A 13,993-nucleotide genomic window follows, 5' to 3' on the forward strand; every position below is an offset into this window, starting at 1 on the left:
CGTCCGTCAGTTCATGCCGCCGCACCATAAGACGCTCCTGCCCAACCCGAGCGCTGATCCACCCACTCAAGCAAGAGCCATCAGAAGGGCCCTAGGCCTGAAGGGAAGCGTCTCGGGGGAGCACCTCAGGCCTGCCGTGCCGCCCGGCGCTCCATGGCGTCGCGGGCCGCGTCCTCCGACGTGTACACCTCGCACATGTGCCGACCGTCGGGCGTCGCCGTGTGCTCGACCTCCCAGAGGGAGAGTTCCTCGCCGTCGCGCAGCAGGAACGCGTGCTCGTAGAGCGAGAAGCACAGCCCCGCCCGGCCGGCCCGCCCCGGGCGGCCGAAGGCCTGGGTGATCTGGTGCGCGAACGCCGTCGTCAGCAGCGCGGCCATCTCCGTGCCCGGCCGGTCCGGGTTCTCCGCGCGGCGCAGAAGCCGGCGCGCGTGGTCCGCGGAGTCGTCCGGAACATACACGTGTCGTGGCTCAAGAATCGGCGACAGCTGTGTCAGCACCGGCAGTTCGAAGTCCGGCGCGTCCGGCGGCAGCGGCAGCCGGGCGGTCGCGGCGCGCAGCTCCTCCTCGTCCACATACACCTCGTGCTGGGGCTCACTGCCGGGCGCGGTGTTGTGGACCAGTTCCCAGAGGGTGACGGCCGAGCCGTCGGAGAGCAGCCAGGTGTGCCGGTACGTCTCGCGGTGCAGCCCCGAGCTGTGGTGCGCGGAGTGCAGCGAACTGTCGTGCGCCAGCGCGCAGTCGAGCTGTCGTATGGCCTCGTCGGGCAGCTCGAAGGAGTTCAGGGCACGACGGAGGAGCCGCGCGAGGTGCTCCTCCGGAGACTCGGGCGACTCGGCTGGTTCGTACGCTGTCGTCTCGTACGGAACGCTCAAGGTTGCTCCCGGCGTTGCTGCATGTCACCTTGTGGGTGCATACCGTAGCCCCTCGGTCGGACATCATGTCCGGGAACCGAGAAAACGTACGTCAGGAAAACGCGCGGGCCGTGCTAATGGTTCCCGCGCGGCCCGACAACCCGTCAGAACAAGCCAGTCGGAAGGCACTTCCCGATCAGGCGGCGCTGCCCGCCTGCCACTCGCTCCACGACATGTTCCAGCCGTTGAGACCGTTGTCCGGGGACACCGTCTTGTCGGGGGAGTTCTTCACGACCACGACGTCCCCGATGAGCGAGTTGTCGTAGAACCACTTGGCGGTCGTGCTCCCCTGCGCGCCCCGCACGTCCTGGAGTCCCACGCAGCCGTGGCTGGTGCCCTCGCGGCCGAAGGGCGGGTTGCCCTGGTTGTACCAGTAGTTGCCGTGGACGAACGTGCCGGACGTCGTCAGGCGCATCGCGTGCGGCACGTCCGAGATGTCGTACTCGCCGCCGTAGCCCACCGTCGATCCGTTCATGCGCGTCTGCACGAACTTCTCGGAGATCACCATCTGCCCGTTGTACGTCGTGTGCTCCGGGCTGCCCGACGAGATCGGGACCGACTTGACCGTCCTGCCGTCCCGCACCACCGTCATCGTCTGCGTGTTGACGTCGACCGTGGAGACCTGCGAGCGCCCGACGGTGAAGGTCACCGTCTTCTTCTGCACGCCGTAGACGCCCTTCGCGCCCTGGACCCCGTCCAGGTCGATCTTCATCGTGACCTTGGCGCCGGCCTCCCAGTACTTCTGGGGCCGGAAGTCGATCCGCTGTGCCCCGAACCAGTGGCCGACCACCTGCTGGCCGCTGCTGGAGGTGACCGTGATGTGCGACTGCACGGCCTTCTTGTCGGTGATGACCTTGTCGAAGTTGAACGACACCGGCATCCCCACACCGACCGTCGTGCCGTTGTCCGGCGTGTACGTGCCGATGAAGCTGTTCGCCGTCGTCACCGTGGTGAAGATGGAATTGGCCGCGGACGTATGCCCGTCGGCGTCCTTCGCGGTCGCCGAGATCTGGTACTTGGTCCCGCGCTCCAGCTGCTCCTTCGGCTTCCAGGTGGCGCCGTCGGCCGAGATCGTGCCCGGCACGGCCTGCCCCGATCCCGCCAGGGTCATCTTCACCTCGGTCAGCTTGCCGCCGCTGACCTTCACGCCGGTGGCGTTGATGGACGCGCTGGTCGAGCCGTCCTTGGCGGAGATGGCTATCTGCGGCGAGGACGTCTTGGCCGAGCCCTTGCCGCCCTTCGCGTCGTCGCTCTCGGCGCTGGCGTTGCCGCCGCAGGCGGTGAGGGTGAGGGCGCCGACCATCAGGGCGGCACAGGCCCCCAGTGCGCGCCGCGCTGCAATGTCCGGCGTTGTCACGGGCTGCTCCAGGTTCGTGTGATGTGGGTGATCCGCTCCAGTGCGTGGAGAAAGAGGGAACCGAAGCCCGCGCAGGTTCCCTCCAACTCCCCTGAACACCACCACGTGACAGAACCAGGACAATCCGCGGACGACAGAAGACGGGAGAAGACCACAGAGGACCGAGGAGGGCCGAAGAGGACGGCAGGGGACGGTAGAGAACGGCAGAGGACGGCAGAGGACGGCAGAGGAAGACAGCGGCCCGTTACCGGGAGCCGTACAACTCCCCGTACGACGGCCACGTTCCGCCCGGCCCGTCCACCGACTCCGCGGCGCGTACGGCGCGGACGATCGCGCGCGTCACGAGGTCCGCGCCGGCTGCGAGGATGTCGTTGAGCGCGAGCGGGCGCTCGGCGTCGAGCGGGCGCGCTCCCGTGGCCAGCGCGAACACGGTGTCGCCGTCGTTCAGCAGATGCACCGGGCGCACGGCGCGCGCGATGCCGTCGTGCGCGGTGCCGGCCACCTTCTGCGCCTGCGCCTTGGAGAGTTCCGCGTCGGTGGCGACCACGGCGAGCGTGGTGTTCAGCACCGGAGGGGCGTTCTTCGCGGCGGCCTCGGCAAGGCGCCGGCGTGCCGCCTCGTGCACCCGCGCCTCCGGATACTCCACCCGCCCCTGGAACAACTCCCCGTACAACACCCCCGTTTCCGGATCCAGCACCGATCCCACGGCGTTGGCGACCACCAGCGCGGCCACCGTGATCCCCGAGTCCAGGACGGTGCTCGCGGTGCCGACCCCGCCCTTCAGCCACTTCACCGCGGCGCCCGTACCGGCCCCCACACACCCCTGCGGCACCGGCGCGCCCGGTGCGCTCGCCGCGGCCGCCTCGACCGCCGCCCGGCCCGTCGACGCGTCCGGCCTGGCCCGGAAGTTGCCGCCCCGGCCGAGGTCGAAGACGCAGGCGGCGGGCACCACCGGGACGACATGCGCCGGGTCGGGCCCGACCGGCACTCCGCGCCCCTGTTCCTCCAGCCAGGCCATCACCCCGGACGCCGCGTCGAGCCCGTACGCGCTGCCGCCGGTCAGCACGACCGCCTCGACCTTCTGCACCACGTTGCGCGGGTCGAGCGCGTCGGTCTCCTTGGTGCCGGGACCGCCGCCGCGCACGTCCACGGCGGCGACGGCGCCGCCCTCGGGAGCGAGGACCACCGTGGTGCCCGTGAGCCAGCCGTCGCCGCTGCGTGTCGCGTGCCCCACCCGCAGTCCGGCCACGTCCGTCAATGCGTCAACTGTCATGGCAGCCAGTCTGTACCGGCCCGGGCCGCGCGGGAGGGGTCACGCCGCGGTCGCGGTCGCCTTCGCCTCGCCCTCGCGGGCGCCCGTCCGCGCCGTCAGGATCACCCCCGTCACCACGGCCAGTGCCGACACCAGGCCCGCCGCGAGCACCGCCCAGTCGCCCAGGAAGGTGCAGCAGATCACCAGCAGCGCCGTGGCCGGCAGGACCAGTTGCTGGGCTGTGCCGATCTTGAAGTGACGCGAGTGAAGCGCCCAGACCGTGAGCAGATACAGCGCCGTCGGCAGGGTGACGGCCGCCGAGGCGGACAGGACGGAGATGTGCGCCTTGCCGACCGCCTGCTCGACCGCCACTTCCAGACCGGCGCCGATCGCGGCGGCCGAGGAGAAGATCAGGTAGTGGCCGTAGCCCCACAGGAACGACTGCCTGTTGGAGCGCAGATGCCCGTGGATCGGCACCGCGAAATAGATCCACCACGCGGAGAAGACGATCAGCAGTCCGCCCGCCGCGATCGGCAGCAGCTCGCCCAGCGCGTCGTGCTCGTCCACGGCCGACTTCACGGCGACCGTGGCCGCGGCGATCGTCTCGCCGAGCACGATGATCGTGAACAGCCCGTACCGTTCGGCGATGTGGTGCGGATGCCAGGCCGTGGCGCAGGCCCGCTCCGCGTACACCGGCACGCACAACTCCGCGATCACCATGACCAGGAACAGCCAGGGGCGCGCGGGTTCCGGCAGGAGCACCAGGCCGACCCAGCCCACCTGGCAGGCCAGGACCCCGCCGGCGTACCGCAGGGCCATGGTTCTCTCCGCGCCCCGGGCCGATCTCGCGGCTCTGAGCCACTGCGTGGCCATCGCCAGCCGCATGATGATGTAGCCGAGGAACACCACCAGGTAGTTGTGGTCCTGGAACGCCCGGGAGACACCGGCGGCCAGGACGAGGACGCCGGCGATCTGGACCAGTGTGACGGCCCGGTACAGCACGTCGTCGTTGTCGTACGCCGAGGCGAACCAGGTGAAGTTCATCCATGCCCACCAGATGGCGAAGAACACGAACGCGTAGTTCAGGATGCCGTGGCCCGCGTGACCCCCCGCCACGGAGTGCACGAGCTGGACGCCGGCCTGTGCGATGGCCACGACGAAGCACAGGTCGAAGAAGAGCTCGAGCGGTGAGGCGACACGGTGTGCCTCGTCGCGCCCGCGTGCGGTGAGCCGGCGCAGGGGTCCAAGGGGCTGCTGCCCGCCCGGGGAGGAGGCGGGCGCCGAAGCGGAACTCGACATCATGCCTCCCAGCACAGCATGAAAATTCACCGAAATCTTGTGCATGGATTCACAAGCTGACCGGGGGACGAAAGGCGGGGCGAGGGACGCGGGCCCGTACCCTTGAGGCATGAGCAGCGACCCCGCCCCCGAGCCGCGTGACCCGAAGTCCGCGCTGGTCTTCGACGACCCGCTGAACCAGCAGTCCTCGGACGACACGGACCGTGGCTGGGGCGAGCGCGGGGACGGCGACAGCGCCGCCGATCTGAAGCGGTTCCTCGACGAGAAGCCGCCCCACCACCTCTGAGCCCGCCCGGGCGAGAACCGTGCCGCTACCGTTCGCCGCGGCCCGCGGCGCCGCGCTGTGCGATCAGCTCGTCGCGGATCTGCTGGAGCACCTCCAGCTCCGTCACCTCGATGACCTCCTGCGTGCCTTCCCGGGCCTTGCGGCGGGCCTCCACCCGGGCCAGGTACTTCGCCATCGGCAGCACCATCAGGAAGTAGACCACCGTCGCGGTGATCACGAAGCTGAGCGTGGCACCGAGGACGGAGCCCCACAGCAACTGGATGCCGTGGGTGCCTTGGCACGACGAGCTCAGGCACGAGCGGTAGTTGTCGAGGTTCTGTGTGCCGATCGCGCCGACCAGCGGGTTGATTATGCCCTTCACCAGCGAGTTCACGATGTTCGTGAAGGCCGCGCCGATGACCACCGCGACCGCCAGATCGACGACGTTGCCGCGCATCAGGAAGGCCTTGAAGCCCTCCCATATGCTCGGTTCCTTCTTCATGCTCACCTCGGGGACTCTCCTCGCGCGCACAGGGTGTGGAACGAAACGCTCCGCAACCTACGGCACGATGCCGCCATCCTGTCCAGTGCGATGGTGAGGTGCTCAGCACAGCGTCACCGCCAGCCGGGCGGTCGCGCTCGCGCCGACGAGACGTGCCGCGGTCGAGCGCGGCACCGAGAGCACGACCAGTGCCCCGCTCTCCTCGGCGCCGTCCAGGGGCTCGGGGAGCCTTGTCACCCGCGCACCGCGCGCGATCACCCGGGCATCCCCGCCCGCGGCCGGGTCCTCGGCGGCGATCACGTCGACCCGGTCGCCGGGCCGCAGCAGCCGGACGGTGGCGGCATCCGCGATCCGCACGGGCGCGGTGACCACCTCCACCGCACGGTGACGTCGTGCGGGCTCCGCCACCGGATGCCCGCGTGCCCGCTCGCCCTGGTCCCGATCCGTCCCGGCGCGTGGTCCGGCGGCCACGAGCGCTGCCGCGGTGACGGCGAGCCCCGCCGCCACGGCCCGCCGGCGATGCCGCACGAGCCGTTGCAGCCGATACCGCCCGCCGCGCACCCGCACCGGCGCGAAGTGCGGGACCTCGCACGTGGCGGGAGCGTCGGTGCCCAGCGGGCGCGGGGAGGGAAGGGGAGGGGGGAAGGGAGAGGGAAAAGGCGAGGATGAGGGTGAGGGGAAGGACGGGGACGGAGCGACGGGCACGGGGACCACCACCTGCGACGAGGAATCGGCTTGCGAAACCACGATGAGGCCTCGCGCCGAAGCTCGCCGGAGCCGGTGGGCTACTGGCGGGTTGTGGACAACTCGCTCACCCGACCGTGGTCAGACCGCGGTCACAGGAGCTCGAATCCCGTGGTCATGGCAGCTCGAACCCCGGATCCATCCCGCCGAGTGCGTTCGCGCACAGGCAGTCCCGCGCCGCGTTGTCCGGCAGTGCCGCCACCGCGTCGAACAGGACGCCCCGCATCCGGTCGACGTTGGCCGCGAACACCCGCAGGACCTCCTCGTGCGAGACTCCCTCGCCGGTCTCCGCGCCGGCGTCGAGGTCGGTGACGAGCGTCAAGGACGTGTAGCAGAGCTCCAGTTCACGGGCGAGCGTCGCCTCCGGGTGGCCGGTCATGCCCACCACGGACCAGCCCTGCGCCTGGTGCCACAGCGATTCGGCGCGGGTGGAGAAGCGCGGCCCCTCGACCACGACCAGCGTGCCGCCGTCCACGGGCTCCCAGTCCCGGCCACGGGCGGCCTTCAGCGCGGCGGTCCGCCCGGTGGGGCAGTAGGGGTCGGCCAGCGACACGTGCACCACGTTCGGCACGGTGCCGTCGGCCAGCGGCAGCCCGTCGAAGTACGTGCCCACCCGGGACTTGGTGCGGTCCACCAACTGGTCCGGCACGAGCAGCGTGCCGGGCCCGTACTCGGGGCGCAGACCGCCGACCGCGCAGGGCCCGAGGACCTGGCGGACGCCCAGGGAGCGCAGGGCCCAGAGGTTGGCGCGGTAGTTGATGCGGTGCGGCGGCAGATGGTGTCCGCGTCCGTGCCGGGGCAGAAAGGCGACCCGTCGGCCGGCGATCTCGCCGAGGAAGAGGGAGTCGCTGGGTGCGCCGTAGGGGGTGTCCACCTGGACCTCGGTCACGTCGTCGAGGAACGAGTAGAACCCCGATCCGCCGATCACACCGATCTCTGCGTTCGCCATGACGAGCACATTAGCTGGCTGCGCAAACGTGGGGGAGCCGGTCCCGGGGAACACCGAGACCCTGCCGTCGGGCGACGGCAGGGTCTGCGGGGAGGAGTCTCAGGCGGCGGAGCTGCTGGTGGAGCTCGACGACGGCTTCGAGTCGGACGCCGAGGAGCTCGACGAACTCGACGAGCTCGTCGAACCGGTCGAGGCCGACGAGGAGGTGCTCGACGAGGACTTCGACGCCGGGCTGCTGCTCGACGAGGAGCCGCGGCTGTCGTTGCGGTAGAAGCCGGAGCCCTTGAAGACGATGCCGACCGCGGAGAACACCTTCTTGAGGCGGCCACCGCAGTTGGGGCACTCGGTAAGGGCGTCGTCGGTGAACTTCTGCACCGCCTCAAGGCCCTCGCCGCACTCGGTGCACTGGTACTGGTACGTCGGCACTGTCTTCCTCCTGGCACTCTTACTCGATGAGTGCTAACGACGGTCCATAGTGACGTATTCCCGGGGATCAGTCCACCGTCACCGGCACGCGGTGACCGACGCCACGTGCGACGGTGCGGGTCCGCGGCCGGGTGGCCAGCAGCGAGCGCAGCGCCACCAGGGTCGCCAGGGCGAGCACGGTGCCGGCCATCGGAACCAGGAATCCGGCGCCGTCCCAGAGGCGGTCCTCCAGCTGCCCGGCCACGGTGACCGCGGCCGCCTGGCCCAGGGCGACCGCGCCGGTCAGCCAGGTGAAGGCCTCGGTGCGGGCACCGGCCGGGACCAGGCCCTCGACCAGGGTGTAGCCGGTGATCAGGGCGGGGGCGATGCACATGCCGACCAGGAGGCCGAGGCCCGCGAGGACGAGCGCCGAGTGGGCGGTCCACAGGGCGGAGGCGGTCAGCGCGAGGGCCGTGTAGCCGAGGACGAGGCGCCGCTGCGGGGCGACCTTCCAGGCGATCGCGCCGCAGGCGATCCCGGAGAGCATGTTGCCGGCCGCGAAGGTGCCGTACAGGACGCCGTTCAGGCCGGGCTCGCCGATCGACTCGGTGAAGGCGGCGAGGCCGACCTGCATGCCGCCGAAGACCGACCCGATGCCCAGGAAGGTCACCACCAGCACCCGCACCCCGGGGACGCGCAGCGCGGAGACTTGCTTCACGCGCGCGTGCCCGGCGTCGGTCACCGGCGGCTGGGTGCTCTTCCGCGCGGCGAACAGCAGGCCGCCGAACAGGGTCAGCGCGGCCTCCGTGATCAGGCCGGCGGCCGGGTCCACGGCGGTGCACAGCGCGGTCGCCAGCAGCGGGCCGACGACGAAGGTCAGCTCGTCCGTGACGGACTCGAAGGCGGCCGCGGTGGCCATCAGGGGCGAGTCCTGGAGCTTCACGCCCCAGCGGGCGCGCACCATGGGGCCGATCTGCGGCACCGAGGCGCCGGTGGGCACCGCCGCGACGAACAGCGCCCACAGGGGCGCGTGGGCCAGGGCGAGCGCCGTCAGGGTCAGGGCGGACAGCGTGTGGACGAGGATGCCCGGGAGCAGCACGGCGCGCTGGCCGTAGCGGTCGGCGAGACGGCCGCTGTAGGGCGCGAACAGTGCCATGGAGACACCGGTGGCGGCCGCTGCCGCGCCCGCGGCGCCGTAGGACCCGGTGGTGTGCTGCACCAGCAGCACGATGGAGAGGGTGAGCATCGCGAACGGCTGGCGCGCCGCGAAGCCGGGGAGCAGGAACGTCCAGGCGCCGCGGGTGCGCAGCAGCTGTCCATATCCCGGGCGGGACGGTGCGGCCGAGTTCTTCGACGGCTCGGTGGTGACCGTGGATGCCACGGCCCGTGCCTTTCTGCCGCCTGGTAGCGCGGCCCCTTGTCCGGCTGGTTCGCCGTGCGGGGTGCGCCGAGAGCTGTCCTCTTGCGCGGAACTGCGGTAGATACCGGCGCCCACGTTCAGAGGAGAGCGGTCCGGCCGCCATACGGTCGCGCCAGCTCTGCGTCAGGCAGAGTTGGTTCGATCAGGGTGCCTTCATCGTACAGGGGGCAACTCGCCGTACACCTGTGAAAACGAGCACCATCGGGCGCGTTCACCTGGGATTGGCAGTGGTGTGAACCGTATGAAACAGGCCCTTAACGGGAGCTCGTGCCGTTCCGGCCGAGGCCGAGCCATCCGGCCAGCTTGCCGCCCTGGGCGACCGCGCGCAGCCGGCGCTCCGCGGCGTCCCGGACGCGGTCCGTGGCGACCACGAGCAGTTCGTCCCCGTGCCGCAGCACCGTCGTCGGCAGGGGCACGAACGACTCTCCCCCGCGCACGACGAGGGTGACGGCCGCCCCGGCGGGCAGCCGCAGTTCGTTGACCTCGACGCCGTTCATCCGCGAGCCCTCGGGGATCGCTACGGAGAGCAGATGCCCGCGCAGCCGCTCCAGGGGCGCCGACTCGATGCCGAGGTCGGCGGCCTCGGTGTCCTTGCCGAGCTCCAGCGCGCGCGCCAGCCAGGGCAGGGTCGGCCCCTGGACGAGGGTGTAGACGACGACCAGCACGAAGACGATGTTGAAGATGTGCCGGCTGCCCGGGACGCCGTTCACCATCGGGATGGTCGCCAGGATGATGGGCACGGCGCCGCGCAGTCCCGCCCATGACATCAGCGCTCGATCCGGCCACGGCACCCGGAACGGCGTGAGGCTCAGGACCACGCTCAGCGGGCGGGCGACCACGGTCAGCACCAGCCCGATGATCAGGGCCGGCCAGAAGTCGACGATCAGGTCGTGCGGGGTGACGAGCAGACCGAGCAGGACGAACATGCCGATCTGGGCGATCCAGCCGAGCCCCTCGGCGAAGCCGCGCGTGGCCGGCCAGTGCGGGAGCTTGGCGTTGCCGAGGACCATCGACGCCAGGTAGACGGACAGGAAGCCGCTGCCGTGCCCGAGTGCGCCGGCGGCGTACGCGGTGACGGCGATCGCCATCACCGCGATCGGGTAGAGGCCGGAGGCGGGCAGGGCGACGCGCTTGAGTCCCCAGGCGCCGAGCCAGCCGACCGCGAGGCCGGTGGCGATGCCGATGGCCAGTTCCAGGGTGATCCGGCCGAGCAGCAGGTACCAGTGTTCGACGGGGCCGGCCGCGGAGAAGGCGACGACCAGGATGACCACCGGGGCGTCGTTGAATCCGGACTCCGCCTCCAGCGTGCCCGTCACGCGCGCGGGCAGGGGGATCTTGCGCAGGACCGAGAAGACGGCCGCCGCGTCCGTCGAGGAGACCACCGCGCCGACGATGAGCGCCTGCCGCCAGTCAAGGCCGACCAGATAGTGCGCGCCCGCCGCCGTGACCCCGACGCTGATCGCGACGCCCGCCGTCGCCAGGACGGAGGCCTGGCCGAGGATTGGCCGGATGTCCTTCCACTTCGTGCCCAGACCGCCCTCGGCGAGGATCACGACCAGGGCCGCGTACCCCATGACCTGGGTCATCGCGGCGTTGCTGAAGTGGACGTGGCCGATGCCGTCCTGGCCGATGAGGATGCCGATGCCCAGGTAGATGAGCAGGCTGGGGAGCCCGCTGCGCGAGGAGATCCGCACTGCCGCGACGGCGATCAGCAGGACGAGGGAGCAGACGAGCAGGAGCTGGTTGAGGTGGTGGACAGTCAGCGGCGGTTCCCTCCACTGCCCCGCGCGCGGGGGACACGCGGGCACACGTACACAAGACCCGAGGCTGCGGCATTCCGCACCCAAGTACTTTGTTACCTTACCTAACTCTTGACGTTTTCTTGACGCTCCACGAGGCAAGATCGAACGTCCGTGCGCGCCGGTTCACCGACTCCGCGTCAAGTGGCACAGGGCCCTGCGCCTATGGTTGCTCCAGCGCTCATTCAAAAGGACAGCACGCCTCGCCGCTCGCGTTAGGACAGCAAGGACAGCGATGCCCCCCAACACCACCGCCTCAACGGGTGACACGCCTGGCAAGTCCGGCAGGAAGAAGGGGCGCAAAGCCCGACTCATCGTGCTCGTGCTGGTGCTGGCCATCATCGGAGGCGTCGCCTACGGGGCGTACTGGTCCATCAGCACGGTCCGTGCCTCCTTCCCGCAGACCACGGGTTCGATCACGCTCCAGGGCCTCTCCGGTCCCGTCGACGTGAAGCGGGACGGCTACGGCATCCCGCAGATCTACGCCTCGTCCGACGAGGACCTGTTCATGGCGCAGGGCTACGTCCAGGCGCAGGACCGGTTCTACGAGATGGACGTGCGCCGCCACATGACCTCCGGGCGCCTGTCGGAGATGTTCGGCAAGGGCCAGGTCGGGAACGACGAGTTCCTGCGCACCCTGGGCTGGGACAAGATCGCCAAGCAGGAGTACGACTCCAAGCTGTCGGCCGCCACGAAGAAGTACCTCCAGGCGTACGCCAAGGGCGTCAACGCCTACCTGGAGGGCAAGGACGGCAAGGACATCTCCCTGGAGTACGCCGCACTCGGGTTCACCAACGACTACAAGCCCGAGCAGTGGACCCCGGTCGACTCGGTCTCCTGGCTGAAGGCGATGGCCTGGGACCTGCGCGGCAACATGCAGGACGAGATCGACCGCGCCCTGATGACCAGCCGCCTCGGCCCCCAGCAGATCGCGGACCTGTACCCCGAGTACCCGTACGGCCGCCACAAGGCGATCGTCCGGACCGGCCAGTACGACGCGGTCACCAAGACGTTCGGGCAGGGCGGCGCCACGAGCGGCACACAGGGCACGACGGGCGCCACCGGCACCTCGAACTCGTCGACCGCGGGTTCGGCCCTCACGAGCCAGCTGGCGGGCCTCTACAAGGTCCTGGACGACGTCCCCGCGGCCGTCGGAGTGAACGGCCAGGGCATCGGCTCCAACTCCTGGGTCGTGGCCGGGAGCCACACCATCACCGGGCATCCGCTGCTCGCCAACGACCCGCACCTGTCGCCCTCGCTGCCGTCCGTCTGGTACCAGATGGGCCTGCACTGCCGCACGGTCTCCGCCAAGTGCCAGTACGACGTCACCGGCTACACCTTCGCCGGCATGCCGGGCGTCATAATCGGCCACAACGCGGACATCGCGTGGGGCATGACCAACTCCGGGGTCGACGTCACCGACCTCTACCTGGAGAAGCTCAGCGGCGACGGCTACCTGTACGACGGCAAGGTCAAGCCCTTCACCTCCCGCGAGGAGACGATCAAGGTCGCCGGGGGCGAGTCCAAGAAGATCGTCGTGCGCCGCACCGCGGACGGGATGCCGCTGCTGTCCGACCGCGACGACGAACTCGTCAAGGTCGGCAGGAGGGCCACCGTCGACACCGCCGCACCCGACCGCGGCGACGGCTACGCCATCGCCCTGAAGTGGACGGCCCTGCAGCCGGGCACCACCATGGACGCCGTCTTCGCCATCGACCGGGCGGGCGACTGGAACGACTTCCGCGCCGCGGCCGCACTGTTCGACGTGCCCTCGCAGAACCTGATCTACGCCGACAAGGACAACATCGGCTACACCCTGCCCGGAAAGATCCCCACGCGCGCGCAGGGCGACGACGGCTCGATCCCGGCCCCGGGCTGGGACTCCAAGTACCGCTGGACCGGCTACCTCAAGCAGGACGAACTGCCCTACGAGTACAACCCCTCGCGCGGCTACATCGTCACCGCCAACCAGGCCGTCGTCGACAAGGACAAGTACCCCTACACGCTCACCACGGACTGGGGTTACGGCGCCCGCAGCCAGCGGATAACCGATCTGATCGAGTCGAAGATCAAGGGCGACGGCAAGATCTCGACCGACGACATGCGCCAGATGCAGCTGGACAACAGCAGCGAGATCGCCAAGCTGCTCGTGCCCAAGCTGCTGAAGATCAACCTCGGCGACAAGGACGTGCGCGACGCCCAGAAGCTGCTGGAGGGCTGGGACTACACCCAGGACGCCGACTCCGCGGCGGCCGCCTACTTCAACGCCGTCTGGCGCAACATCCTCAAGCTCGCCTTCGGCAACAAGATGCCCAAGGAGCTGCGGGTCAAGGGCCAGTGCCTGTGGGTGGACAAGATCGACAACACCGGCCCGGTGGACGACGACGCCAAGGTGCGCGAGTGCGGCGAGCGCGACGCCGACCAGGCGCAGCCGGACGGCGGCGACCGCTGGTTCGAGGTGGTCCGCAAGCTCATGGACAAGCCGGACAGCGACTGGTGGAAGGCGCCGGCCGGAGTGGGTGACCGCCCCAAGGCCGACAACCGCGACGAGCTGTTCAAGCGCGCCCTGATCGACGCCCGCTGGGAGCTGACCGCCAAGCTCGGCAAGGACATCGACACCTGGAGCTGGGGCCGGCTGCACCGGCTGTTCCTGAAGAACCAGACCCTGGGCACCGAGGGCCCGGGCGCCCTGCAGTACGTCCTCAACCGCGGCCCCTGGAGGCTCAGCGGCGGCGAGGCGGCGGTCAACGCGTCCGGCTGGAACGCGGCCGGCGGCTACGGCGTCGTGTGGGTGCCGTCGATGCGCATGGTGGTCAACCTCGCCGATCTCGACAAGTCCAAGTGGATCAACCTGACCGGGGCCTCCGGGCACGCCTACAGCGCCCACTACACCGACCAGACCGGCAAGTGGGCCAAGGGCGAGCTGCTGCCGTGGTCGTTCTCGTCGAAGGCGGTCGACGCCGGCACGAGCGACACGCTCGTCCTCAAGCCGTGAGCCGCTGACCGCACATTCCGACGACCACTGACGACGACGAGGGACGGGCGAGCGCGTGGCCGAGGCGGCAGACTTCCAGGGGATGAGAGATCGGA

12 protein-coding genes are annotated in these 13,993 nt (G+C 70.1%); 2 read left to right on the forward strand and 10 right to left on the reverse strand.

Annotated elements, in window-relative coordinates; translation table 11 throughout:
* Positions 1-125: 125 nt before the first annotated feature.
* The 4 genes from AB0I54_RS47140 to AB0I54_RS47155 form a co-directional block, all read right to left on the reverse strand.
* A complete protein-coding gene (locus tag AB0I54_RS47140; protein WP_363302577.1) occupies positions 126-872 on the reverse strand; it encodes a DUF6227 family protein in 747 nt (248 codons plus the stop codon).
* A 175-nt stretch (positions 873-1,047) separates the two neighbouring features.
* Positions 1,048-2,268 carry an Ig-like domain-containing protein gene (locus AB0I54_RS47145; protein ID WP_363302578.1) on the reverse strand — a complete coding sequence of 407 codons (1,221 nt, stop codon included), beginning with the start codon at positions 2,266-2,268 and terminating at the stop codon, positions 1,048-1,050.
* Positions 2,269-2,512: 244 nt separating this feature from the next.
* On the reverse strand, positions 2,513-3,541 hold the full coding sequence (locus tag AB0I54_RS47150) for a P1 family peptidase (protein ID WP_363302579.1): 1,029 nt from the start codon (positions 3,539-3,541) through the stop codon (positions 2,513-2,515).
* Positions 3,542-3,580: 39 nt separating this feature from the next.
* Positions 3,581-4,822, reverse strand: coding sequence for a low temperature requirement protein A (locus AB0I54_RS47155; RefSeq protein ID WP_363302580.1), 1,242 nt, complete (start codon positions 4,820-4,822; stop codon positions 3,581-3,583).
* A 106-nt stretch (positions 4,823-4,928) separates the two neighbouring features.
* On the opposite strand from AB0I54_RS47155, the gene AB0I54_RS47160 reads away from it, so the two are divergent.
* On the forward strand, positions 4,929-5,105 hold the full coding sequence (locus AB0I54_RS47160; protein WP_363302581.1) for a hypothetical protein: 177 nt from the start codon (positions 4,929-4,931) through the stop codon (positions 5,103-5,105).
* A gap of 25 nt (positions 5,106-5,130) precedes the next feature.
* On the opposite strand, the gene mscL is transcribed toward AB0I54_RS47160, so the two are convergent.
* From mscL to AB0I54_RS47190, 6 genes are all read right to left on the reverse strand, one after another.
* Positions 5,131-5,586: a large conductance mechanosensitive channel protein MscL gene (gene mscL / locus AB0I54_RS47165; RefSeq protein WP_363302587.1), complete on the reverse strand. Its 456-nt coding sequence runs from the start codon at positions 5,584-5,586 to the stop codon at positions 5,131-5,133.
* Positions 5,587-5,688: 102 nt separating this feature from the next.
* Positions 5,689-6,201 carry a hypothetical protein gene (locus AB0I54_RS47170; protein WP_363302588.1) on the reverse strand — a complete coding sequence of 171 codons (513 nt, stop codon included), beginning with the start codon at positions 6,199-6,201 and terminating at the stop codon, positions 5,689-5,691.
* Between the two features lie 244 nt (positions 6,202-6,445).
* The gene (locus AB0I54_RS47175; protein ID WP_363302582.1) at positions 6,446-7,279 is read right to left on the reverse strand and encodes an S-methyl-5'-thioadenosine phosphorylase; all 834 of its coding nucleotides are present in this window, start codon (positions 7,277-7,279) and stop codon (positions 6,446-6,448) included.
* A 99-nt stretch (positions 7,280-7,378) separates the two neighbouring features.
* Complete coding sequence (locus AB0I54_RS47180; RefSeq protein ID WP_363302583.1) at positions 7,379-7,705, reverse strand: FmdB family zinc ribbon protein; 327 nt, start codon at positions 7,703-7,705, stop codon at positions 7,379-7,381.
* Between the two features lie 67 nt (positions 7,706-7,772).
* Positions 7,773-9,065 (reverse strand): MFS transporter, encoded by a 1,293-nt coding sequence (locus tag AB0I54_RS47185; protein WP_363302584.1) that lies wholly within the window; start codon positions 9,063-9,065, stop codon positions 7,773-7,775.
* A 293-nt stretch (positions 9,066-9,358) separates the two neighbouring features.
* A complete protein-coding gene (locus AB0I54_RS47190; protein ID WP_363302585.1) occupies positions 9,359-10,912 on the reverse strand; it encodes a potassium/proton antiporter in 1,554 nt (517 codons plus the stop codon).
* 226 nt (positions 10,913-11,138) lie between these two features.
* Here AB0I54_RS47190 and AB0I54_RS47195 point away from each other — a divergent pair, with 226 nt between their 5' ends.
* Positions 11,139-13,898 (forward strand): penicillin acylase family protein, encoded by a 2,760-nt coding sequence (locus AB0I54_RS47195; protein WP_363302586.1) that lies wholly within the window; start codon positions 11,139-11,141, stop codon positions 13,896-13,898.
* Positions 13,899-13,993 lie beyond the last annotated feature (95 nt).

Origin of the sequence: Streptomyces sp. NPDC050625 (assembly GCF_040654755.1) — a bacterium.
GTDB lineage: Bacteria > Actinomycetota > Actinomycetes > Streptomycetales > Streptomycetaceae > Streptomyces.

Coding starts and splice junctions, on each gene's coding strand:
- AB0I54_RS47150 (WP_363302579.1), bottom strand. CDS start 3,541: ATGACAGTTGACGCATTGACGGACGTGGCCGGACTGCGGGTGGGGCAC.
- AB0I54_RS47155 (WP_363302580.1), bottom strand. CDS start 4,822: ATGATGTCGAGTTCCGCTTCGGCGCCCGCCTCCTCCCCGGGCGGGCAG.
- AB0I54_RS47160 (WP_363302581.1), top strand. CDS start 4,929: ATGAGCAGCGACCCCGCCCCCGAGCCGCGTGACCCGAAGTCCGCGCTG.
- mscL (WP_363302587.1), bottom strand. CDS start 5,586: ATGAAGAAGGAACCGAGCATATGGGAGGGCTTCAAGGCCTTCCTGATG.
- AB0I54_RS47175 (WP_363302582.1), bottom strand. CDS start 7,279: ATGGCGAACGCAGAGATCGGTGTGATCGGCGGATCGGGGTTCTACTCG.
- AB0I54_RS47195 (WP_363302586.1), top strand. CDS start 11,139: ATGCCCCCCAACACCACCGCCTCAACGGGTGACACGCCTGGCAAGTCC.